Here is a 20,932-nt window from a genome sequence, read left to right on the forward strand (position 1 = left end):
GTTTTAGATCCTACTTCATCATGCATCCTGCCTGTAAACCTTCAGCACATTCTTCAGCTCCTTACGGGCTATGTGGATGCGGTTCTTAACTGTACCTATCGGAATCTGCAGTTTCTCTGCTATCTCAAGATACTTGTACCCCACATAGTACATCATAAAAGGAGTGCGGTGCTCTTCGTTTAGATTGGCAATTGCCTTATTGATGTCGTTCATGACGAAAGTTGCTGTTCCTTTGTTTTGGGTCACGAAGTTTTCGTCCGTATTTAGGTACTGCAGGTACTCTGAACTATCGATATTGCTACTGCGCCGCGTTACCTTATTATAATTATTAATAAAGGTGTTGCGCATGATTGTATAGAGCCAGGCCTTCAGGTTTGTACCTGCCTTAAATTTATCTCGGTTCGTCAGAGCCTTCAGCATTGTTTCCTGCACCAGGTCCTTTGCATCATCCTGGTCTCTAGTCAGGTTCATGGCTGCAGGGCGTAGCGTATGTGCTACATTCTGTACGAGGGTATTGAATTCCAGAGCTGTCATTCTGTTTAATGTTTTATGGTGAAACCATAAACAAATATACGACATGACTGCCAATAAAAATAAATTTGTCTAGTTTAATTTCGATGCAGGTTAAACAAATTCGACAAACGTGCCTTCGTAACCCGTGTATGTACATTATTCCTTGGCAAACGACACAAAAAAATCCGAGCTCCTACCACCGTATAAACGAAAGTGGTAAGAGCTCGGATTGAAATGAGTGAAAAAAAGCCTAACTAAATTTTGCGATAAACTCTTTCATGCATTTAAAACGCTGCACATTGGGTGGAAATTCAAGAAAATCATACTGCACCTGATAACCATAGACATAGAGGGTACAATCAGAAAATCGCTTCGACAGCTTGTCTATGTACGCCTGCACTTGCTCCCGCTCCGGAGTCGAGGTAAGCACTGTGCATATATACTTTGCTTTAACTTGTTCGTAAGTCAGCTCCAAATCTTTGAAAGGCAGGTGCTGGCCCATATAGATGACCCGCTGATTATTCGCCCGCAGAATATAGTTCATGTACAACAAACCTAGCTCATGCAACTCATTTTCGGGCAGGTAAAGTATATAAGCGGGAGCATCCTCTTTCCAGCGGGCAGTTTGCCCATCAATGGCCACCAAAAGCTTCTGCCGGATGAGGTTACTGACAAAATGCTCGTGCGCGGGCGTTATGTTGCCGGTTTGCCAAAGTATGCCAATTTTGTTCAGGAAGGGGTAAACAACTTCCTGCATTGTTTCCTGAAAGCCCATTTGGATAGTGGCTGTGGAAAGCGCACGGTCAAACTTATACTCATCCATATCCACCATGGCAGTTACCAAGGCACTTACATGGTGGGCACACTCGCAGGGCTGATCGCACAATTGCTGCACTTTCTCCAGAATCTGCTCCTGGCCCATCTGTGCGATCTTGGAAATCTTGTAGCCACGCTCGTTGAGGCGTGAAATATTGAGCAGAGATTTCAGGTCCGCATCATCGTAATAGCGGATATTGGTTTCGGTGCGCTTTGGTTTTAGGATACAATAGCGCTGCTCCCACACACGTATGGTGTGCGCCTTGATCCCTGAAAGGTGTTCTAATTCTTTAATAGTGTACTGAGCCACGTTCCTCCTGTTCCTGTTTCTTCACAATCTCATAAGCCAACCTGAAATAGCGGGGCGCTACCCACAGCATTCCAAACGACTCAGAACCATTCTTATCTTGCACCTTATGATGTACCTTATGTGCCATGTTCAAGGCCTTGAGATACACATTGGATGTTTTGCCAAACACCTTTATTCGCCTATGAATAAACACATCGTGTATCAAGAAGTAGGCCAAGCCATACAACGTGATTCCTGCGCCAATCCAAAACCTATAATCAATTGGATCGCTGCCAAAAATAAAGAATAGCATTGCCAGCGTTCCATAATAGGCAAAGAATAGATCATTCCATTCAAAGGCATGATGATGGTGTGTGTGGTGCGACTTGTGCAGGAACCAAAGAAACCCGTGCAGCACATACTTGTGCATGAGCCACGCCACACCTTCCATGGCAACAAAAGTCAAAAGCATGGTTCCGATGCCTGTCAGCATATCCACAAAACAGCAAGTTTAAGGAATAGTTTAAAATAATAAGCAGGTATCTACCAGTTTATTTGTTCTTTGTTAAGAAAAGCGGCTATACCGCGCTGACAATCTTCGCTACCGCGGGCTACAGCATTCATCTCGGAGGCATACTGCAGGCCTTCTTCCAGCGTCATGCCCTGTACTCGCGCAATCATCTCCTTCGTTACCTCCATCGATTGTTTTGAATTTTCAGCACACAGCTTTTGCGCAAAGGCAAACACTCTTTCTTCCAGCTCATCGGCAGGCACTACATAATTAACCAGCCCATACTTTTCAGCTACTTCAGCAGAGACGAGATCACCGGTAAGCAGAAGTTGCTTGGCCTTGGCCTCCCCTATCTTACGCAGCAGGAACACTTTAACAATAGCAGGGATAAAACCGATCTTTACTTCTGTATAGCCAAACTTTGCCTCTGGCACGGTAAACCCGAAGTCGCAGATAGCAGCCAGGCCACAACCGCCGGCAATGGCATGCCCATGAATTTGTGCGATTACCACTTTCTTCAAAGTATAAATCATTCTGAACAGCTCCATCAAATGCGTGGAATCAATCAAATTATCGTGGTAATCAATTTCCTGAAGGCGCTGTATGTACTCTAGGTCGGCCCCGGCACAGAATACCTTTCCTTCGGCACGTAGCACCAGCACCTTGCTGGCCTCATCTTCTTCGGCAAAAGCGAAAGCCCGCTTCAGCTCTGTTACAACCTCAAAGTTAAGGGCGTTTCTTTTCTCGGCTCGGGCAAGCGTAATGTATCCCACCCGCTCCTTCACCTCATAATTTACATATTCCAGCGTCTGCTGTTCAGCAGTATTCATTAGTTCGGTCATGGTCTTGTCTTGATTAGTTGTATGTTTATAGTGGCGCTCTGTGTTTCCATATACGGAAGTATGCAAGCAACGCTTCATCTAAAAAATCACCACTCGCACACTTATTTGAGCAATCTTAAAATATAACTTTTTTCTACAATTTCCCACTAGCACAGCAGCTAAGTTGGCAACCTTACTAAAGTATAAACGTTTGTTAAAATAAATTTGCTAACGAACGTTAGGCTGTCGATATTTGTAAGGTAACTACTATGGAAGCAGTTTTGAGCAGAAAAGAACAAATAGAGAAGACAGCTACGGCTCTTTTTAGAACAAAAGGATTTTCTGCCACCTCTATGCGTGATTTGGCAACTGCTTTGGGCATAGAGGCTGCCAGCATTTACTCCCATATTAAATCAAAGGAGGAAATTCTGCAGCGTGTGTGCTTTAGAATGGCGCAGGAGTTTTTTGAGGCCATAGACGCTGCTGAAGCTCTGGAAGGCAGTGCTACTAACCGCTTAAAGCGCGCAATTACTGCCCATGTGCAGGTGCTAACACAAAATACAGAGGCTTCAGCGGTTTTTCTGCACGAGTGGCGCCACCTGAGCGAGCCGATGCACGGAACTTACCTGGCACTACGCGACAAGTATGAGGCTCGCTTCCGGGAGATAATCCGCACCGGCATTGACGATGGAGAATTTGCAGTGCCGGATGAGAAGTTCGCGGCACTTACCATACTATCGAGTCTCAACTGGATCCATACCTGGTATAAGCCAGAGGGCAAGATGACACCGTCTGAAATTGCCGAAAACTTATCAGAGATGCTACTAAATGGCCTTGCAACCAATTAGCAGGCCTTACATGATACTTACTCTCACCTTAATACACCTTAACTAAACTACCTTTAGCAGCTGAGTCGGAAACGGCTCAGCTCTTTAGTTTATCGGACCTTATAACTACAAGCTCTGAACAGAGCAGGAAATGTAGAGAAACACGGCATCAGTAGGTGTACTGTAAACATGAGCTACGATGATTATTGGGACAGCAACAAGATAAGCGAGAAAGGCCTCAAAGCATTAAAAGAGTTTAATCTTGCCCCACCTACAAAGCATGATGGTCATCATAGAATGTGCTACCTTTCATACTTCAACAGCACTAACACTACCTTGCGTACACCATTTGGTCCAACATTATACCATAATATGCATTACAGCAACAATTGTTGTCAGGTGTTTGAGCAGTTAAAACCCTTCTGCATCTATTAAGCTCTAGTGCTGGCTCTTCTCTTGAGTTTGTTCACCTAGGTATGTACCACAACCTTTAAAATTGATTCCTTTAGCTGTAACCCTTACTAAGTATGGGGATACTTTCCCAGACATAGTATCCTCACAAGGTTGATGGACTATCTCAACTTTCAATTCACCAGCATCCGTAGTGGCGCTATAGGTTGTGACCTTTCCACTTTTAGCTTGCGTGGGCACAGCGGTCTCCATGGCTATACTTTCGGAAGGAAGGGTTTTAAAGAACATGCCCTTATCCAGATCAACCTCCAGAGACCATCCCGGCTCATTCCCAGTAGCAACAAAGTCTATTCCTAATCTCCGTTTTTCACTCCATAGCGCCGGATTGTCTTCTATCAGAGTTGTATCTCTTCTCAAAAGATACATGGGAGCAAGCTCTGAGGTGACAGGCTTACCCTCCTGATCCAGCATGTTCAAGTTTCCTTCCGGGGTTAGGCTAAAACGGGAAGTGCCGCTGTTATTTGCGCTCCCTAACTCCACTTGACCTTCATTAATTCGCCAAGTGCCAGTGCGTGTAAAAGGCTGCACATCCCGGTCCTGGTAAACTAGTGTCTCTTCAAAGGTGTTGTTCGCGTTTAGGCTGAGGTTATAATTAATTCCCGGGCAGTCAGCGCATGGGATTACACCACGCCACGTACCTACAACAGCTGCAGGTTCAACAGTCTTAGCAACGCCTACATCTACAGGCTGAGTATATATATCAGAAACAGAACCTGTTGTACAAGCAGCCCCTGATAGCAGCACTGCCCCCACCCATAAAATATTTACTGCTTTCTTCATTGTAATAGAGCTTACGCACTATGTTATGCGGCGTTGAAGAACGCCACTTTACTAAAACACAAGAGCCTCACTGACAACAGCAAGGCTCCTGCATAAATGTTTGATTTAGTATTTACAGACTAGCCATTTCTGATTTAACAAAATCCACGAGGCTCTTGATGTAATCTGTACTGAAATCAAATTTAATCCCTGCTGCTTCGTAAACTTCACCAATCGATACGGTGTAGCCCAGGCCAAGCGCACGCTTATAGGCAGCAAGTCCCTCGGCAGGATTCTCCTTGTAGTTCTTCCAAACCGCTATAGCTCCAAGTTGCGCCATGGCATACTCTATATAGTAAAATGGCACCTCATAAATATGAAGCTGCTTCTGCCACATAAATGGTTTGAATTTCTCCAGCCCTTCCCAATTAACTATTTTGTGGTTAAAAGTCTCAAAGATGGTAAGCCACTCCTGATGGCGCTGCTCCTGCGTCTGCTCTGGGTGCTCATAAATCCAGTGCTGAAATTTATCAACTGTCGCCACCCAAGGAAATGTCTCCAGCACACTTTCTAGGTGTGTTTTCTTGGCACGGCGCAGTTCATCTTCATCCACAAAGAAAGTGTCCCAATAGTCCATCGAGATCAGTTCCATCGACATTGAAGCAAGTTCGGCCACTTCTGAAGGTGGGTGTTTGAAGGAGTTTAACCACAGATCACGCGTCAGGAAAGAATGAACAGCATGGCCTCCTTCGTGAAGCATAGTAATAACATCACGCAAGCTAGAGGTAGCATTCATGAAGATGAAAGGCACTCCGATTTCGTCAAGCGGGTAGTTATAACCACCTGGGGCTTTCCCCTTTCTAGACTCCAGGTCCAGGTGCCCCATTTCGCGCATGGTTGCCAGGCAATCCCCAAGGTAAGTGTCTAACTTATAAAATACCTGTACTGTTTTCTCTAAAAGCTCTTCGCCAGACTTGAATGGCTCCAGTGGCTTTCTGCCCGATGGATCAACATCCAGGTCCCAAGGTCGCAGTTGCTCTACATTCAACTTCTCTTTACGCTCCTCATCAACCTTTGTAAGAAGCGGTACAATGGTCTCCTCAATTGAAGTATGGAAATCAAAACAATCCTGCGGTGTATAGTCGAAGCGGCCCATGGCTGCAAACATGTAATCGCGGAAGTTCTCGAAATCAGCATTGGTGGCAACCTTGTGGCGCAGCTTCAGCAACTCATCAAAAAGATTATCCAGTTTCTCACGGTCCTGATAACGGCGCTCTTGAACTGCACGCCAAGCTTCTTGGCGAACAGCACGATCAGTGCGCTTCAGGCGATCGGCGGCGCGCTGCAGTGTCATCTCTTCCCCATCGAGCGTAACTGTCATGGCACCGGTAATGGCAGCATACTGCTGCTGCTTTGTACTGATATCGGTTTGAAGTGGAATATTCTCTTCCCGGAAAATTTCCAACGCACGCTCTACACCGCGCAGGTATATTTTATACTTTTCTTTGTCCAACCCATTCACGTATGGCGAGTGCATCAGCTTCAGATTCAACTCATGATCCAGCGGTGCAATGTTAGGTTCGATCTCTGAGATAAAGTATTGAAATGCCTTAGTGGTTTCCTCATTTTGTGTGTCGCAAGTCATGCGGATGTAGCGCCAGCCTAAGTCCTCTGAAAGTACGCTTTCGAGTTCACTGCGGTCTTGCATCCACTGCTCTAATTCCTCAACACTATTCAGCTCACGCGCCTTTAATTCCTCGAAGTATGGCTTTATGGTTTCCCAAGTTTCAACTTTGAAATATTCGGAAAGGTAGGTGCGAGGTCTGCGCTCAGGAATAGTTAAGTTAGTTGTTTGTTGTATTGTCATTATAGCAATATATATTTCGGAAGTACAATATAAGCACTTCTTATGAAAGTACAAAAAAAAGAGCAGTACCATCAGAAAATCCTTTGGCACTGCTCTTTTATACGATTGTTTAGGGTTATCCGATTTCTATCATAACGTTAGCAGAAAGAGGATGACTCACACAGTTCAACACGTAACCTTCTTCCATTTCTGCATCAGAAAGCCCCTCACGTTCATCCAGATGTACTTTGCCACTCAAGCATTTACCACGGCAAGCGGTACAAAGACCAGCTTGGCAGGAATAAGGCAGGTCAATATTCTGGTCTAGTGCTGCTTCCAGTATAGTCTGGTCTGGTTCTACAACAAAGCTGTACTCTGAGCCTTCATATATAACGGTGACTGTTTGGGTGGTAATTTCCTCATCTTCGTCTGAAGACACCACCGCACCGTGCTGTGCCTCCTCCTGCTTATCCTGTAGCTTATTGCTCACGAAACTTTCGCGGAAGATGCAATCTGCCGGTACGTGTAGCACATCCAGTGCATGGCGCACCTCTTCCATCATTCCTTCCGGGCCACACATAAAGTATACAGCATTGGAAATCTTAGCCAGTTGCAGGCGCTCCAGAATCTTGATGATCATACTCTGGTTCATGCGCCCACGGTGGTCGCAATCATGCTTCGGCTGACTGTAAATGTACTCTACATGCAGGCGGTCTGCATATTGTTGCTCCAGTTCCTGGAGCTTATCTTTAAAAATAACGGAGTCTTCATCACGGTTGCCGTAAAGCAGGGTTACTTTGCTGTTTGGCTCCTCCGTCAGTACTGCTTTCAGGATTGACATGAGGGGCGTGATGCCACTACCCGCTCCAAAAAGCAAAACATTCCGTTGGTTTTGTGGGGCGCAGGTCAGGCAGAAGTTGCCTAGAGGCTCCATCACTTTTACCTCCTGGCCTACCTCCAGAGTATTTAAAAGATAATTCGATACTAAACCTCCTTCTACACGCTTAACGGTTACCGACAGACGAGGCGCCTCCTGTGTTGTGCTGCTTAAAGAGTACGAACGGCGTACTTCCTTACCTTCAATGGACAAGATCAGCGTCAGAAACTGACCTGGCTTGTAGTTTATCGTTTGTTTATCTGGGTGCTCAAAATGTATGGTGGCAGCATCTGCCGTTTCGCGGGTGATTTCTATAACCTTTAGGTTAAAGTAAGGGCTACTCATGGTTTATAGTTTTACTCTAGTTCGTCTTGGTCTAAAACTGGTTTGAAGGCTGAAAGTTACGATAATCCCTCCTGTTCTTAGAAAGTATCGTATAAATTTTGGAACTACTCCTGAGGGTGCACAATAAAATAATTAGAATATTAGTTGTAAAATATATTAAAAAAAAGCTGCAACTTTACCGAACGCTGCAACGGCTACCGCAACTATTCACCCGGCAGCCCCTGCTTCCGTATTGAACGCTATCTTTCTTTAACATGAAAACAACATGCTGTACAAACTGACTCTAAAGAACTGTGAAAAAACTGTAGTTGTAGATGACGCTACCTATGATTACATCCAAAGCAATGCGTATCTACAACAAATTGAGTTCCTAAAGCACCTCCGCATTCACTCTAACGGCTACGCCTTCTTTCAGAAAAACTGGCCTCTTAAAAACGGTAAGTACCGTAACGAGACCATCTACCTGCACAAGATGATAGGTGAGCAGCTGATGGAAAAGCCTGAGAGTGATATGAAGCTTTATGTGCACTTTAAAAACGGGAACAAACTCGACTGCCGACGCGAAAATCTGGAATGGGCTCCGCTATGCAAGATTGTTCGCAACACGACTAAAACCGAGAATAAACTTGGTGTAAGAGGGGTACATAAAGAAGCCCAGAAGTATCGCGCGATTATTCACCACAACAAGCAGCGCATTAACCTTGGCACCTTTGAGACTTTGCAGGAGGCTGCCCTGGCCTACAGCAAAAAGTCTGAGGAGCTTTTTGGCAAAACCAAGAGCCTAAAGACCTTTACCAAGGTACTTGAGGAAGAAGAGGCTGCACCTTTAAACTAATTTCTCCTTAACTTGCACCGTGGGCGCATAAATCGCGCTTACTGTGCACTTATGGAAAACACCCTAGACCTTAGCTCTCTGCTAAGCAGGCATCGCCATACCTTTGCTCCAGTGCTGGACACTGACCTGAACGCCGATTGCGTCTGCACTTTGGACTTTACAGCCTCCTGCGTACAACTACAAGATGTTGACCTGCAGGATACGGATGCTTTCAACCAGGCTGTGCTCCAAATGATGCAAGAGCAAAGAGCAACCGTTGGTGTTGGTGGGTACCTGGAAGACCGTTTTATCTACCGCCGCAGCCGACACTTTGATGTAGCAACAGAAAGTCGCAACCTGCACCTGGGCGTAGACGTGTGGCTCCCTGCGGGCACAGCAGTGTTTACGCCACTAGATGCTATTGTGCATAGCTTTCAGGACAATGATAACTTTGGCGACTACGGCCCTACTATCATCCTACAGCATGAGCTGGAAGGAGTAACATTTTACACCTTATATGGCCACCTTAGCCGCACCTCCCTGAAGGGCCTGCACGACGGTAAGCGTTTTGCCAAAGGCGAGAAAATAGCAGAAGTAGGTCCCTACCCTGAAAACGGCCACTGGCCTCCGCACCTTCATTTCCAGATAATTGCGGATATGAGTGGTAAGTACGGAGACTTTCCAGGCGTAGCCACAACTTCAGAGCGCGCCAAGTACGAGCAGCTTTGCCCGGACCCGAACCTTATTCTGCAGTGCCGCCACCTGCCTGATACTTTCAAGACCGCATAGTTTTTAGCATACATTTCATTGGTGCCACCAGTTACTGGTGGCATTTATTTTTAACCTTAACCCATATTTGTTCATGATGCTGGATATAGATTCTATCCGCGAAATGGTAATAAACTTTGCCGTGCTTTATGGTTTAAAGCTATTAGTAGCCATTATTATTCTGGTAGTTGGGACCTGGATCATCAAACGCTTAACCCGAATCATTCACAACCTGATGGTTCGTAAGGGTATTGATGAATCGCTTCGTCCGTTTTTGGGCAGCATATTAAATATAACCCTATGGGTACTGCTGCTTGTGTTGGTGATTGCGCAGCTTGGCGTAGAGATGACTTCGTTTATAGCTGTATTGGGCTCTGCCGGTTTAGCCATCGGCTTGGCACTGCAGGGCAGCCTGTCAAACTTTGCTGGTGGGGTACTTATACTTACCATCAAGCCTTTTAGAGTTGGCGACTACATTGAGGCACAGGGACAAGGTGGTACAGTGCACCTGATCAATATCTTTAACACTGTACTTAAAACTGCCGATAATAAAACCATCTACCTTCCTAATGGCCCACTTGCTTCAACAGTTGTAGTTAACTATTCCGTAGAATCAACACGCCGCGTGGAGCTTCTTTTCACTGTTTCTGTAAATAACGACATAGGTAAAGTACGTCAACTTATTCAGGAGCTTATCAACAAGGATGAGCGTGTACTGCAGGAGCCTGCTCCGGCCATTGTAGTTACTAACTTTGCTGAGCATGCCATTACCATCAGCACGCGTATCTGGTGTAATCGCCCTGATTATTGGGCCTTGCTCTGGGACATGAACGAACGTGCCAAGGCCGCATTTGAGCAAAATGGTATTGCCTTGCCAGTTCCTAAACGAGAAGTGCTGTCGCAACCGAGCAGCAAATAGTTTACTTACATATCTATCAAACAAAAAGCCCTTGCTACCATAGCAAGGGCTTTTTGTTTGATAGATATACTGCAGAAGGCTCTTTCTTGGACCTTAGTTCTAATCAAACTTAATGGCTTTAACCGGCTTTATGCGTGCAATCATGGCGGCTGGTATAAGTATAGCTAGCATCGTCAAAACAAGTGTCAGCACGTTCAGCAGCAGCACCATGCCAAAGTTCCAGCTGATAGGTACCCTGTCCATATAATAGTTCTCTGGGTCCAGCGGAATCAGCTCGAAATAATACTGAACAGCACAGAAGCCAAGCCCAGTAATATTACCCCAAAGCATTCCCTTCAAAGTCAGCTTTAACCCTCGGAAGTAGAATACTTGTCGTATTTGCGCATCGGTGGCACCCACGGCCTTCAAAACACCAATCATGTTTATCCGCTCAATGATCATAATAAACACCGTGGAAACCATGTTAAAGGTCGCCACAAAAATGATCAGCACCAGAAAGATCACAACGTTTTTCTGCAGCAGTTTTAGCCAGTCAAAGAGTTGGGCATGGCGATCCGTAATTTTCTCTAGCTGCAGATCGTAGTTCATATGCTCAAAAACAAGCTCAGCTGCCTGGTCTATCTGCTCAAAGTCTTGCAGCACAACTTCTACCCCACCCACCAGAGTATCCGGCCAATTATTTAGCTCCCGAATCAATTTTATGTCTCCGATAACAAAGACCTCGTCAAACTCTTCCAAGCCGGTATTATAAATACCACTTACTCTTAGTTTCCTGGCACGGGGTGGGTTCTGGATAAAATAAAAGATAGCTTCGTCTCCCACATTCAGCCGGAGCTTACTGGCTATACTTTGGCTCAGCAGCACATCCTTTGAAGACACTGTATCATTGAAAGCGATAAGCTCGCCTCCCCCCAGGTTCTGCTGCATAGCGCTGAGGTCGTAGTTCTCCCCTACCCCCTTCATCACCACACCCAGCACTTCGTCTTCAGTTTTAATAATGGCTGTTTTGCGGGCAAAGGCCTGTATTTTTTTTATACCCGGTATAGAATCCGTAACGCCTATGTTCTGACTGATAGGAGCCCCCTCATAGGAGTTATTCGTGTCATACTTGCTGATTTGAAGGTGTGCACCAAAGCTGAAAATCTTTTCGCGTATCTCATTACGGAATCCCTCCAGTATGGCAAAAGACACAATCATGATAGCAATACCTGCGGCTATGCTTATAATTGCTATTTTTGTAACCGACTGCGTAAAAGAGCCGGTCTGCACTTCTGATATTTTATCGGATATGTATTTGGAGATATTCACTCGCCTTTGGTCACATTTTAACAGCCTTAAAGATAGGTATGAATTTTGACTTCTACCTTAGAAAAACAATGACACACCATTTCCTGCTTCTCTCAACTTCGCTGCTTCTCTCGCTTGGCAGCTGCAACTCGAAACAAGTTCCTGCCTCTGTACCTGTACAGCCTCAGGCTGCAGCAACAGAGACCTCTGTGCCAGAGGCAAAGCCTCTTAAAACTGGAGCCGAGCAATTAGAATTATACTTACCTAAGCTACAGGGTAAGCGTGTAGGTTTGATTGTAAACCAGACATCAACCATAGGGCAAACACACCTGGTAGACACGCTGCTTAGCCGTGGCGTAGAGATCAAAACCATCTTTGCACCAGAACATGGTTTCCGTGGCGAGGCTGACGCTGGCGCTCACATCAAAGACGGCAATGACCCTAAAACCGGTTTACCAATTATCTCGCTCTACGGCAAAAACAAAAAACCGCTGCCTGAGCAGGTAAAAGACCTTGATGTGCTGCTATTCGATATACAGGATGTGGGCACACGTTTCTATACTTACATCAGCACCATGCATTATGCGATGGAGGCTGCCGCTGAGAACAGAAAAGAGGTAGTGGTGCTGGATCGCCCCAACCCCAATGGCCATTATGTAGACGGTCCGGTGCTGGAGCAGGATCAGGTTTCTTTTGTGGGAATGCACCCTATTCCGATTGTGCATGGTTTAACTGTAGGCGAGCTGGCAAAGATGATCAACGGTGAAAAGTGGCTGGAAGGAAAGCACCAGGCAAACCTGACCGTCATTCCTATGGCTAACTATAACCACAACATGGCCTATGAATTGCCGGTAAGGCCTTCACCTAACCTGCCAAATGCCCAGTCAATTGCATTGTACCCATCTCTCTGCCTGTTTGAAGGAACCAATGTAAGTGTAGGTCGTGGTACACCAACACCATTTCAGATAATTGGTAGCCCATACTACCAAATCAAAGAGTTCAGCTTTACGCCTGTTAGCACACCAGGTGCTACTGATCCTCCTCATAAGGGTGTTACCTGCTATGGCATGGATCTAACTGATCCAGCCGATGCACAACCGTTTACACTGAGCTTCCTGCTGGAGATGTATAAGAATTCAACTCAGAAAGATAAATTCTTCAATAACTTCTTTGAGAGGTTGGCAGGCACGACTAAACTGCGTGAGCAGATAAAAGCTGGTAAAACCGAGGTAGAAATCAGAGCCTCATGGGAGCCCGCTCTATCGAACTACAAAACCTTGCGTAAGCAGTACCTGCTTTACCCAGACTTTAGCTAAACATGAAAGATTTGCGCATTGTGTTTATGGGAACGCCGGATTTTGCCGTGCCTACCCTGCAGACACTCGTGGAACACAAGTATAACGTAGTAGCTGTGATCACCGCCCCCGATAAACCGGCCGGCCGTGGACAAAAGCTGAATCAGTCGCCGGTGAAAGAATACGCGGTGGCACAGGGAATTCCGGTACTGCAGCCAACAAATCTCAAATCTGAGGTATTTTTGGAGGAGCTGCGCAGCTATCGAGCTAACCTGCAGATTATTGTGGCGTTCCGCATGCTACCGGAGGTGGTGTGGGCAATGCCTGAGCTTGGGTCTTTTAACATCCATGCTTCGCTGCTGCCGCAGTATCGTGGAGCGGCGCCTATCAACTGGGCTATTATCAACGGCGAGAAAGAAACAGGCGTTACCTCCTTCTTTTTGAAACACGAGATTGATACCGGCGATTTGATTTTTCAGGAGCGAGTGCCTATTCTTGATGAGGATGATTTCGGTACGTTGTATGAAAAGCTAAAGTATAGCGGAGCGGAACTAGCGCTCCGTACAGTTCAGGCTATAGAGCGTGGTGAAGTACAGCCTCAGCCACAGGTAACTTCTGCAGAAACCAAACATGCTCCTAAAATTTTCAAGGATACATGCGAGATAAACTGGGGTATGCCAGCCGAAAAAGTGCGAAACTTCATTCGGGGGCTAAGTCCTTACCCTGCCGCTTGGTCAAAGCTGAACGGCAAGAACTTCAAAATCTTTAAGGTAGAGGCACTGGAAAATGCTGGTTATACTTCTGAGCTAGGAACAGTCCATACCGACAATAAAACTTTTCTGCACATCCAAACTGCTGCCGGAGCCATATCTGTACTTGATTTACAAATGGAAGGTAAAAAGCGGATGCCTGTACAGGACTTATTGCGGGGGTATAACTTTAATGTATAAGTACAGATGATAGCAATAGTTGTAGCCGCCGCCGAGAACAATGTTATCGGCAAGGATAATGACCTGATTTGGTATCTGCCTGCAGACTTAAAACACTTCAAGAAGCTTACGATGGGGCACCCTATGATCATGGGGCGCAAAACGTATGAGGCAATCGGTAAGCCGCTGCCTGGCCGCACTTCTATCGTTGTTACTTCGCAGGAAGATTACAAAGCAGATGGTTGTGTAGTTGTGCATTCATTAGAAGCAGCTTTTGCCAAAGCTAAGGAGTTAGATGAACACGTAAGTGTCATTGGAGGAGCCAATGTATATGAGCAGGCGCTGCCTTTTGTAGATACGCTCTATTTTACTCGTGTGCACCATGCCTTTGAGGGTGATGCTTTTTTTCCGGAGTTATCTGAGGAAGAGTGGCAAGTAGTAGAGCAGGAATACCACGAACCTGATGAAAGGAATGAATACAGCTATACTTTCATGACGCTAAAAAAGAAGTAACAGCAAAAGCAATAAAGAAGAAGGGCCGCCCTTCTTCTTTATTGCTTTTGCTGTTTAACGCAGGATATACAGCTTACCATAGCCGTTCTTAAAAGATCCATCACCAAAGGTGTTTCTGTGCTTCCTGAACTCCTCCTCTTTACTCATTACCACACGGTACAGGTATACTCCATTAGCCAGCTTATCACCATACATATCGGTGCCATCCCACGCATATTCTGTTTTGTTATTACCAATACGTAGTGGGCCAAGTTCTTCTTTCATGATCTCTTTCACCACCTTACCTGTAATAGTTAAGATCTGAATCTTGATATGCTCAGGAATAGTGCTACCCGTGACTGTGAAAATAAAATTAGTCTTGGTTGAGAATGGATTCGGGAACGGATAGAAATTAGATATACTTGACTCACTAACTACTTCGAACCCGATCTTGTAAGGCGATACACCAGAGTCTTTACCCGCCGCATCTTTGGCTTGTACCTGCAGCGTATACTTGCCATCAGCTAACTTTGCCGGCTTATACTCCAACTTAAAATCGCTATTCTCAGTTGCCGGGGTATACACCACCTCGGCATTATTCATTAGTTCAACTTCCTGCAAATTTCCAGCAGGATCAGTAACCACCATTGACATTTTAGAAGGATCCCGAAGGAAGATATGCCTGTTCTCATCCTTTACTGTTACGCTTATGAGTGGGCTTGGCGATACAATATCTCCATCCAAAATATGTATACCATCAAAGGCTACATCCATTATTGGGTGTAATTTAGACTTTACGCCAAAGCCAACTTCATATATGTTATTTGCATACTCCTGTTCTGGTAGCAGCCTAGGGTTAACATAGAAACTGATTCTATAGTCTCCATCAAAAGCATCCGTGGCAACAGCATGATTGAAGTATACAGTCTCATTAGCTCCGGCAGGCTTGATTTTGAAATGTGAGGTCACAGTCTGGATACCCTCACCACTAAGTGTAACCTCTACTGTTAATGAATCTGTGAAGGCTGTAGACGTTACGTTCTGGAAAGCCATTGGCACTAATAAGCGTCCACTACTAGCCTGCAAGGTTAAATCCTCAGTACTTGCCTTTACTAAATCCGGTCGGATAACGCCTTCCGGCACAGGATCATACAGCACAAACCACTGTTTTAATTGTGGTGCTGTACGGGCAGCAGAATCTGATAGAAACGCAGACAATCTCAGGTTTGGATACTGGTTAGCACTTATGTGGGATATATCAAGCACCTTCGAGGTGACATTATCCTGTAGTACTGTCTCAACTCCTTCAGTATCCACACCTATAAGACTTAACTTATACTTATCATCACCGCCCGCATACTTCTCTATATTATGATGCAGCGTGTTCCACCTTAAAGCAGGGCCAATCAAGGTAGAAGTGATGGTGCCTGCAGGCCTATTAGACTCCAGTGTTACATTTAGAGCTATGCTTTGAGAAGATGCAGGAATCCCGCCCTCACGCTCAGCCTCCTCTTTGGAGTATGTCCTTTCTTGAGCTGTACCAGGCGCAGCTCCTTTTTGACCAACAATAGCAAAAGGATCACCCGTTTTAAGGTTGTCAATTAGCTTAGAACCTATGCTTCTGAACGCAGCTTTCGCTTCTTCAGGTAGATTATCAAATGGCACTTTATGTATTCCCATAATGGCTACATAGTATCCTTCAGGCACAGCATCTATGAATGTTTTTATCTTCCTCAAATTCGCTGTCACTAACTGGCCGTTCGCATTCAACAAAGCTCCAGTATCGAACAGATATCTCCCCCCCTGGTACCCACATACTGTCTGCCCAGGTAGATCCGCTACCTGCTCAAGCGTTATATTGTTGAACACAAACATGTAGAAACGGGATTGACTATTTCTATAGTAAGACGGGTCTCCTCCACAGTAATAACTTAATTGCTGATTACCATCTAGGAATATTCCATAAGGAGGATTACTGAAATGAATGTCCCCTCCAGCGGTCTTTAGGTCAACAAACTTTCGGGTAGTTCCAAACTCCCAAGTTCCTGTTTCCTGATCAAGTGAGTCCACTCCAGCTACCTTTACTTCTTTGAACTGTCCCTTATGGCTTTGGGACCAACCAGCATCAACATTCGGAATATGTCTAAAGGAGCTATTTACCCAAACTGTATCTTCACCCATTTCATAAGAGTCAAAACGAGCACGCCAGAAATAAACTAAACTGTCATTTGTTGTGCTATTGTTCAAAAGGTTTACATCCCATGAGGCAAAACCTGATTTAGCAACAGTTGTATTCTTACTCCATGGGCTATCGAACGTGTTGGTTGTGTCAATCTCTATATAGACACCCTTGTTCAATTTTGAAGAATTAGCTTGTACGGCTAAAGTTGCGTTGCCTTCTCCAATGATTGAATATTTAGAGGGTGTAACAATAGTTAAGCCACTAGCAGAGATATATTGCTGATAAATTGCAACATTATTATTCTCATTCAGTTCTTCAAAATCGTTAGGACTATCTGCTTTAACCTCGAAAATATTCATACCTAGCGCAATACTCCCTCTGTTGGATAGCTTTACTCTAACTTTGCTAGTGTTATAAACAGGACCAACCCTGAACGACTGTTCTGTAACAGAATTATCTGGTAGAGTACGCTTCACAGAAAAAGTGATAGAGTCTGTAATAGCTTTTCCTAAATTTCTTGCTTCAAAGGATAATACTATTGAATCTGATGCAGCAGTTGCCATACCTCCAGCATTATCATAAAGATTAAAGCTGTTTTCTCCTATAAGATAATCAGGCTTACTAGGGTTATACATATGTACTGCCGGGTCTCCTTGCAGTACTGTCTCTAACACCATAGCGATAGCTAGATCATTTTGAGTAGTTTGGGTTACTTTTCTAATTACCTCCTGTTGGACCTCTCCAAGTGTCCTTCCATAAAATTTATCATCAGCTAATCCTGTAGAATACATATAAGAAGTGTACAGGTTTAGATAAGGAGGGTAGCCTGCAGCTACATGTGCGACTAATGCTATAGCACCTCTTTTGGGAGTATTCAACCACCCCTCTCCAAATGAGGTGTAGTTAGCAACGAAAGCATTTCCAACGTTACACCCGTTCATGAACATAACCGGATACTTTCCTTCATTTCTGTAGCTATTTACCGGACTAGCTGGAGATCCAACATCTAGGTCGGTGGTGGCTGGGGAGCTATGCCCAAAGAAGGTTATCAAAGAAACGCCTTCATTTACTTCTTTTGATATATCCAGAGTTTCTACAACCTCACTTAGATTTCTCCTCGACTTTTCTACAACACTAGCTCCTAAGTAGGGGCCTTTTGCAATATTGCTATAGTTAGTTATATAACCATTTATTCTCTCAATTTCACTTGCAGAAAGCCCTCCCCCTAAATGTAAAACGTTCTTCCGCCATGCTAGCCCATCCGGAGTTGCGTCATATGCCCTAACTTTATCCAAGTAGTTAACGATATCTGTTGCCGTCAAAGCAGACACACGACCGGTTGGCATGGCTGGGACATAGCTCCCACTCTTGAAGTTAACTGTAAAAAACAAGTCCGAGGCAGGTACTCCGCCGGTAGGTACAATATCCAAAGCTCGGTGTGCAGGATTTCGATAACTTATTCTATCCATTTCAACACCTTTTCCCAGTAACAACAAATGTTTTTGTCGAGGAGAAGTACTCATGAACGAGCAAAAACGGCGAATACTGTTAGCCGAGAAATCTCCATAGTGAAATTGATTTACAAGGTCATCTACAAATACTAGAAGCGTATCATAACCACCTCCGGCAACTGAACTTCTGTAGGCTGCATATTCCTTCGGAGCCGGCAGAGAGCTTCCACCTGCTCGTTGCATCAAAACTTTATTAGATACAATGATATAATTATGTTCTCCTGGCTTTATATCTCGAAACAGTACTCTTTTCGGGAGTTCTGCTGGCAACAAAGTTATATTAGTATTGGCGACCAAGACTTTACGACTTGAGCCAGACTGGTTAATCACAAACCCTCTTTTCTCACCGTTTGCTAAACCAGCAATTCTTACTACATTATTAGAATTTGATACGTCATATGCAACTACAGTTGAGGGAGCTGCAGAAAATTCATAGTATAATGAGCCAGAGCGAAGAGAATCAGAATAAATGACCATGGAGTTCCCTGTAAATATGCTCTTCTGAGGAAAAAGCACCTGTGCATAAGCTAATCCCATTCCAGTGGTTTTGCCATTTACAGCTAAGGGAGCTAACTGAATAGTAAGCTTACTATTCTGAATATTTATGTCAGAATAGTTTAGTGGGTGGGTTGTCTTAGAAAAGCTATAGTCTCCATACTCGAGCGTTGCAATGGTTCGTGTACTACCATTTACAGTATTGATGTTGAACCTATGCACACCAGTATTTGGCCCAACTGTAACAACATGAAGAGAGGGCGCAGGACCAGTGCTTTCCAAATTAGTAATGTTAGTTATCTCAAAACTTCTAACACCAGTGGTTATACTTGAGAAGTAGCCTTCTCCTGCGTCTAACCAAGGCATCCTATTGTCTCCATACAATTTACCATGGCTATAATTAGTAGCTGTTAACAACGTCGCCTTCGCAAAATGATAAGGCTCCGGTGTTAGACCATTAGGGGCGGGGTTTTCCTCGCGCATGCGTTTGTTGCCGCCTGCAGGATTAACTGTCAAGAAGTAAGCGGCTGTATCGGTGTACATGCTGTAGAGCTGATGCACTTGATGCGCCGGGTCTTTATATAGTTCCTGGTCTAGTACACCGTCGTTTCGCTCACCGTAAAACTCCATGTAGTCCTGCTGGTCCAGGCGCCCATCGGCTTCTCCTGCTACATGAATAGAAACTTCCTTGCCTCGGCGGAAGAGTTGCAGGTGCTGCGGGTTAACATTAGCTAAGCCTAACTGCTGTAGGTAAGCATAATCCAGTTTATAGAGACCAGTCTCTACAACCTTCAATTTATAGTATGTTTTAGAGTAGTCTATCCACTCATTTCCGTATTGCTCTTGCGCCTTAGCCACACCAGACGCTAGAGCAGCAATCAATAGAAGAGCTGCCGTTAAAAATCGTTTCATGCTCAAAGTATTATACATGTGCTGTGGGCAAACTTGTTGTTTAATCGAATGCGTAACCCAGAGATACTATAACTGAAGAAGTATTTGAGCTTCCGACTGAGTTACTTTCGCTGTTGTTGATGCGCGATAGGGCAAGATCCAGGTTCAGGCCACTAGTCTTGATTCCGACACCAAAATTAGGCTGAATACGTTTGGTAGTACCTCCGACAAAATTCATGGTCTCTTGGTAATTGTTTAGGCCTGCGCGCACAAATACTGAGTTTGCATACGCAAGCTCCAGACCTATATGAGGGTCTACCGACATCGGGTCGGACTTCAGGAGCACATTGCGTTTTCCGTCGAAAGTAAAGTCTATATCGGTGGCTAAAACAGCCGATAAGTCATCTGTGAAGCGAAACGACTTGCCAACCCCAAGTATAATCCGAGGCAGGGTAAGCTCTGCAGTATTCTCAGGCAAGTCATTCCCTGTTTGCATGTAGGCCTCTTCCAGCTCCTCTACATTATGAGTCCAGGCGGTGAAGGTGGTGGTAATGTCTTTGGCCATCAAACCAAACTGCCATGACCCGCGTTGCAACTGAGCACCGGCATCAATGCCAAAGCCATATGCATCGGCAAAATCGCCTACATTGCGGTAAATGATTTTGGCGCTGGCGCCTAACTGTAGCCCTTGTATCAGGCTGCTCTTTCGTGCGTAGGAAAGCAAAAGAGCATAATCAGCTACAGAGAAGAAACGAATACTGTCATACTGGATGTAGCCATACTCGTTCTGCAGGCGGCGGGTGTCAGCAATATCATCTACACCTACTCTTATAACCGAAACAGCCAGCGCACTGCTGGAGTCCAGTGGCATGGCAAAACTACCGTAGTCATTTTTGGCAATTCCGGCAAAAAGCTCTGAGTGCATCAGGCTAACGTTATACTTGTTCGGCAAGCGCAGCAAACCGGCGGGGTTCCAGTAGCCGGCAGTGGCATCCTCGGCTATGGCCGACTGCACATTACCCATACCCAGCGCACGAGCACCTACCCCCAGGTTCAGAAACTCATTGCTATACTTTGGGGTGGATACCTGAGCATCAGCCACTGACCATATAAGCAGAAGCATCGCCGCCAGCAGGCAACGAAGAAAAAATTTATTCATCCTCGAACAGTAAAGGTTATTTCACTCGCAAAAATCTATATCTAAACTCTAAAATCCTTCCCAGCGGCTCTACACGTGCTTTGGTGCCCCCTTAACATTCAATTGGCTGTTTTAG

The 20,932-nt window shown here is 45.1% G+C and carries 18 protein-coding genes; 8 read left to right on the forward strand and 10 right to left on the reverse strand.

Features of this window, described 5'->3' with window-relative positions:
* Positions 1 to 18: 18 nt before the first annotated feature.
* From PKOR_RS22170 to PKOR_RS22185, 4 genes are all read right to left on the reverse strand, one after another.
* On the reverse strand, positions 19 to 534 hold the full coding sequence (locus tag PKOR_RS22170; RefSeq protein ID WP_046313570.1) for an RNA polymerase sigma factor: 516 nt from the start codon (positions 532 to 534) through the stop codon (positions 19 to 21).
* 229 nt (positions 535 to 763) lie between these two features.
* Positions 764 to 1,639 (reverse strand): MerR family transcriptional regulator, encoded by an 876-nt coding sequence (locus PKOR_RS22175; protein WP_046313571.1) that lies wholly within the window; start codon positions 1,637 to 1,639, stop codon positions 764 to 766.
* A complete protein-coding gene (locus tag PKOR_RS22180) occupies positions 1,620 to 2,111 on the reverse strand; it encodes a sterol desaturase family protein (RefSeq protein WP_046313572.1) in 492 nt (163 codons plus the stop codon). The genes PKOR_RS22175 and PKOR_RS22180 overlap by 20 nt, the downstream gene beginning before the upstream one ends.
* A gap of 50 nt (positions 2,112 to 2,161) precedes the next feature.
* A complete protein-coding gene (locus PKOR_RS22185) occupies positions 2,162 to 2,959 on the reverse strand; it encodes an enoyl-CoA hydratase/isomerase family protein (protein WP_046313573.1) in 798 nt (265 codons plus the stop codon).
* A 260-nt stretch (positions 2,960 to 3,219) separates the two neighbouring features.
* Between PKOR_RS22185 and PKOR_RS22190 the strand changes: the two genes are divergently transcribed.
* Complete coding sequence (locus PKOR_RS22190; protein WP_046313574.1) at positions 3,220 to 3,798, forward strand: TetR/AcrR family transcriptional regulator; 579 nt, start codon at positions 3,220 to 3,222, stop codon at positions 3,796 to 3,798.
* A gap of 276 nt (positions 3,799 to 4,074) precedes the next feature.
* Positions 4,075 to 4,212 carry a PaaD-like zinc ribbon domain-containing protein gene (locus tag PKOR_RS26155; RefSeq protein ID WP_420806336.1) on the forward strand — a complete coding sequence of 46 codons (138 nt, stop codon included), beginning with the start codon at positions 4,075 to 4,077 and terminating at the stop codon, positions 4,210 to 4,212.
* Between the two features lie 3 nt (positions 4,213 to 4,215).
* Here the strand turns inward: PKOR_RS26155 and PKOR_RS23835 are convergent, their stop codons facing one another.
* From PKOR_RS23835 to PKOR_RS22205, 3 genes are all read right to left on the reverse strand, one after another.
* On the reverse strand, positions 4,216 to 5,028 hold the full coding sequence (locus tag PKOR_RS23835) for a copper resistance protein NlpE N-terminal domain-containing protein (RefSeq protein ID WP_052739029.1): 813 nt from the start codon (positions 5,026 to 5,028) through the stop codon (positions 4,216 to 4,218).
* Between the two features lie 112 nt (positions 5,029 to 5,140).
* Positions 5,141 to 6,874 (reverse strand): M3 family oligoendopeptidase, encoded by a 1,734-nt coding sequence (locus PKOR_RS22200; RefSeq protein ID WP_046314782.1) that lies wholly within the window; start codon positions 6,872 to 6,874, stop codon positions 5,141 to 5,143.
* A gap of 115 nt (positions 6,875 to 6,989) precedes the next feature.
* On the reverse strand, positions 6,990 to 8,075 hold the full coding sequence (locus PKOR_RS22205; protein ID WP_046313575.1) for a ferredoxin--NADP reductase: 1,086 nt from the start codon (positions 8,073 to 8,075) through the stop codon (positions 6,990 to 6,992).
* 265 nt (positions 8,076 to 8,340) lie between these two features.
* On the opposite strand from PKOR_RS22205, the gene PKOR_RS22210 reads away from it, so the two are divergent.
* The 3 genes from PKOR_RS22210 (at position 8,341) to PKOR_RS22220 (ending at position 10,576) form a co-directional block, all read left to right on the forward strand.
* Positions 8,341 to 8,910, forward strand: coding sequence for an HNH endonuclease (locus PKOR_RS22210; RefSeq protein WP_046313576.1), 570 nt, complete (start codon positions 8,341 to 8,343; stop codon positions 8,908 to 8,910).
* Between the two features lie 51 nt (positions 8,911 to 8,961).
* The gene (locus PKOR_RS22215) at positions 8,962 to 9,678 is read left to right on the forward strand and encodes a peptidoglycan DD-metalloendopeptidase family protein (protein WP_046313578.1); all 717 of its coding nucleotides are present in this window, start codon (positions 8,962 to 8,964) and stop codon (positions 9,676 to 9,678) included.
* A 73-nt stretch (positions 9,679 to 9,751) separates the two neighbouring features.
* A complete protein-coding gene (locus PKOR_RS22220; RefSeq protein ID WP_148561775.1) occupies positions 9,752 to 10,576 on the forward strand; it encodes a mechanosensitive ion channel family protein in 825 nt (274 codons plus the stop codon).
* Between the two features lie 99 nt (positions 10,577 to 10,675).
* On the opposite strand, the gene PKOR_RS22225 is transcribed toward PKOR_RS22220, so the two are convergent.
* Positions 10,676 to 11,884: an ABC transporter permease gene (locus PKOR_RS22225; RefSeq protein ID WP_046313580.1), complete on the reverse strand. Its 1,209-nt coding sequence runs from the start codon at positions 11,882 to 11,884 to the stop codon at positions 10,676 to 10,678.
* Between the two features lie 68 nt (positions 11,885 to 11,952).
* Between PKOR_RS22225 and PKOR_RS22230 the strand changes: the two genes are divergently transcribed.
* The 3 genes from PKOR_RS22230 to PKOR_RS22240 are packed head-to-tail and all read left to right on the forward strand — an operon-like array spanning position 11,953 to position 14,600.
* Positions 11,953 to 13,179, forward strand: coding sequence for an exo-beta-N-acetylmuramidase NamZ family protein (locus PKOR_RS22230; RefSeq protein WP_046314785.1), 1,227 nt, complete (start codon positions 11,953 to 11,955; stop codon positions 13,177 to 13,179).
* Positions 13,180 to 13,181: 2 nt separating this feature from the next.
* On the forward strand, positions 13,182 to 14,108 hold the full coding sequence (gene fmt, locus PKOR_RS22235; protein WP_046313581.1) for a methionyl-tRNA formyltransferase: 927 nt from the start codon (positions 13,182 to 13,184) through the stop codon (positions 14,106 to 14,108).
* Between the two features lie 6 nt (positions 14,109 to 14,114).
* Complete coding sequence (locus tag PKOR_RS22240; RefSeq protein WP_046313583.1) at positions 14,115 to 14,600, forward strand: dihydrofolate reductase; 486 nt, start codon at positions 14,115 to 14,117, stop codon at positions 14,598 to 14,600.
* A gap of 54 nt (positions 14,601 to 14,654) precedes the next feature.
* On the opposite strand, the gene porU2 is transcribed toward PKOR_RS22240, so the two are convergent.
* Together porU2 and PKOR_RS22250 are read right to left on the reverse strand one after the other, a co-directional pair.
* The gene (gene porU2, locus PKOR_RS22245; protein WP_052739168.1) at positions 14,655 to 19,679 is read right to left on the reverse strand and encodes a putative type IX secretion system sortase PorU2; all 5,025 of its coding nucleotides are present in this window, start codon (positions 19,677 to 19,679) and stop codon (positions 14,655 to 14,657) included.
* A 40-nt stretch (positions 19,680 to 19,719) separates the two neighbouring features.
* A complete protein-coding gene (locus PKOR_RS22250) occupies positions 19,720 to 20,817 on the reverse strand; it encodes a putative type IX sorting system protein PorV2 (RefSeq protein WP_235336968.1) in 1,098 nt (365 codons plus the stop codon).
* Between the last annotated feature and the right edge of the window lie 115 nt (positions 20,818 to 20,932).

The sequence above is a fragment of the Pontibacter korlensis genome, from assembly GCF_000973725.1.
Classification (GTDB): Bacteria; Bacteroidota; Bacteroidia; order Cytophagales; family Hymenobacteraceae; genus Pontibacter; species Pontibacter korlensis.

Bases quoted from the DNA above. Each gene is read 5' to 3' on its own strand.
- PKOR_RS26155 (WP_420806336.1), top strand. From the start codon at position 4,075: ATGTGCTACCTTTCATACTTCAACAGCACTAACACTACCTTGCGTACA.
- PKOR_RS22230 (WP_046314785.1), top strand. From the start codon at position 11,953: ATGACACACCATTTCCTGCTTCTCTCAACTTCGCTGCTTCTCTCGCTT.
- PKOR_RS23835 (WP_052739029.1), bottom strand. From the start codon at position 5,028: ATGAAGAAAGCAGTAAATATTTTATGGGTGGGGGCAGTGCTGCTATCA.
- PKOR_RS22190 (WP_046313574.1), top strand. From the start codon at position 3,220: ATGGAAGCAGTTTTGAGCAGAAAAGAACAAATAGAGAAGACAGCTACG.
- porU2 (WP_052739168.1), bottom strand. From the start codon at position 19,679: ATGAAACGATTTTTAACGGCAGCTCTTCTATTGATTGCTGCTCTAGCG.
- PKOR_RS22185 (WP_046313573.1), bottom strand. From the start codon at position 2,959: ATGAATACTGCTGAACAGCAGACGCTGGAATATGTAAATTATGAGGTG.
- fmt (WP_046313581.1), top strand. From the start codon at position 13,182: ATGAAAGATTTGCGCATTGTGTTTATGGGAACGCCGGATTTTGCCGTG.
- PKOR_RS22180 (WP_046313572.1), bottom strand. From the start codon at position 2,111: ATGCTGACAGGCATCGGAACCATGCTTTTGACTTTTGTTGCCATGGAA.
- PKOR_RS22215 (WP_046313578.1), top strand. From the start codon at position 8,962: ATGGAAAACACCCTAGACCTTAGCTCTCTGCTAAGCAGGCATCGCCAT.
- PKOR_RS22240 (WP_046313583.1), top strand. From the start codon at position 14,115: ATGATAGCAATAGTTGTAGCCGCCGCCGAGAACAATGTTATCGGCAAG.
- PKOR_RS22210 (WP_046313576.1), top strand. From the start codon at position 8,341: ATGCTGTACAAACTGACTCTAAAGAACTGTGAAAAAACTGTAGTTGTA.
- PKOR_RS22170 (WP_046313570.1), bottom strand. From the start codon at position 534: ATGACAGCTCTGGAATTCAATACCCTCGTACAGAATGTAGCACATACG.
- PKOR_RS22200 (WP_046314782.1), bottom strand. From the start codon at position 6,874: ATGACAATACAACAAACAACTAACTTAACTATTCCTGAGCGCAGACCT.
- PKOR_RS22220 (WP_148561775.1), top strand. From the start codon at position 9,752: ATGATGCTGGATATAGATTCTATCCGCGAAATGGTAATAAACTTTGCC.
- PKOR_RS22205 (WP_046313575.1), bottom strand. From the start codon at position 8,075: ATGAGTAGCCCTTACTTTAACCTAAAGGTTATAGAAATCACCCGCGAA.
- PKOR_RS22250 (WP_235336968.1), bottom strand. From the start codon at position 20,817: ATGAATAAATTTTTTCTTCGTTGCCTGCTGGCGGCGATGCTTCTGCTT.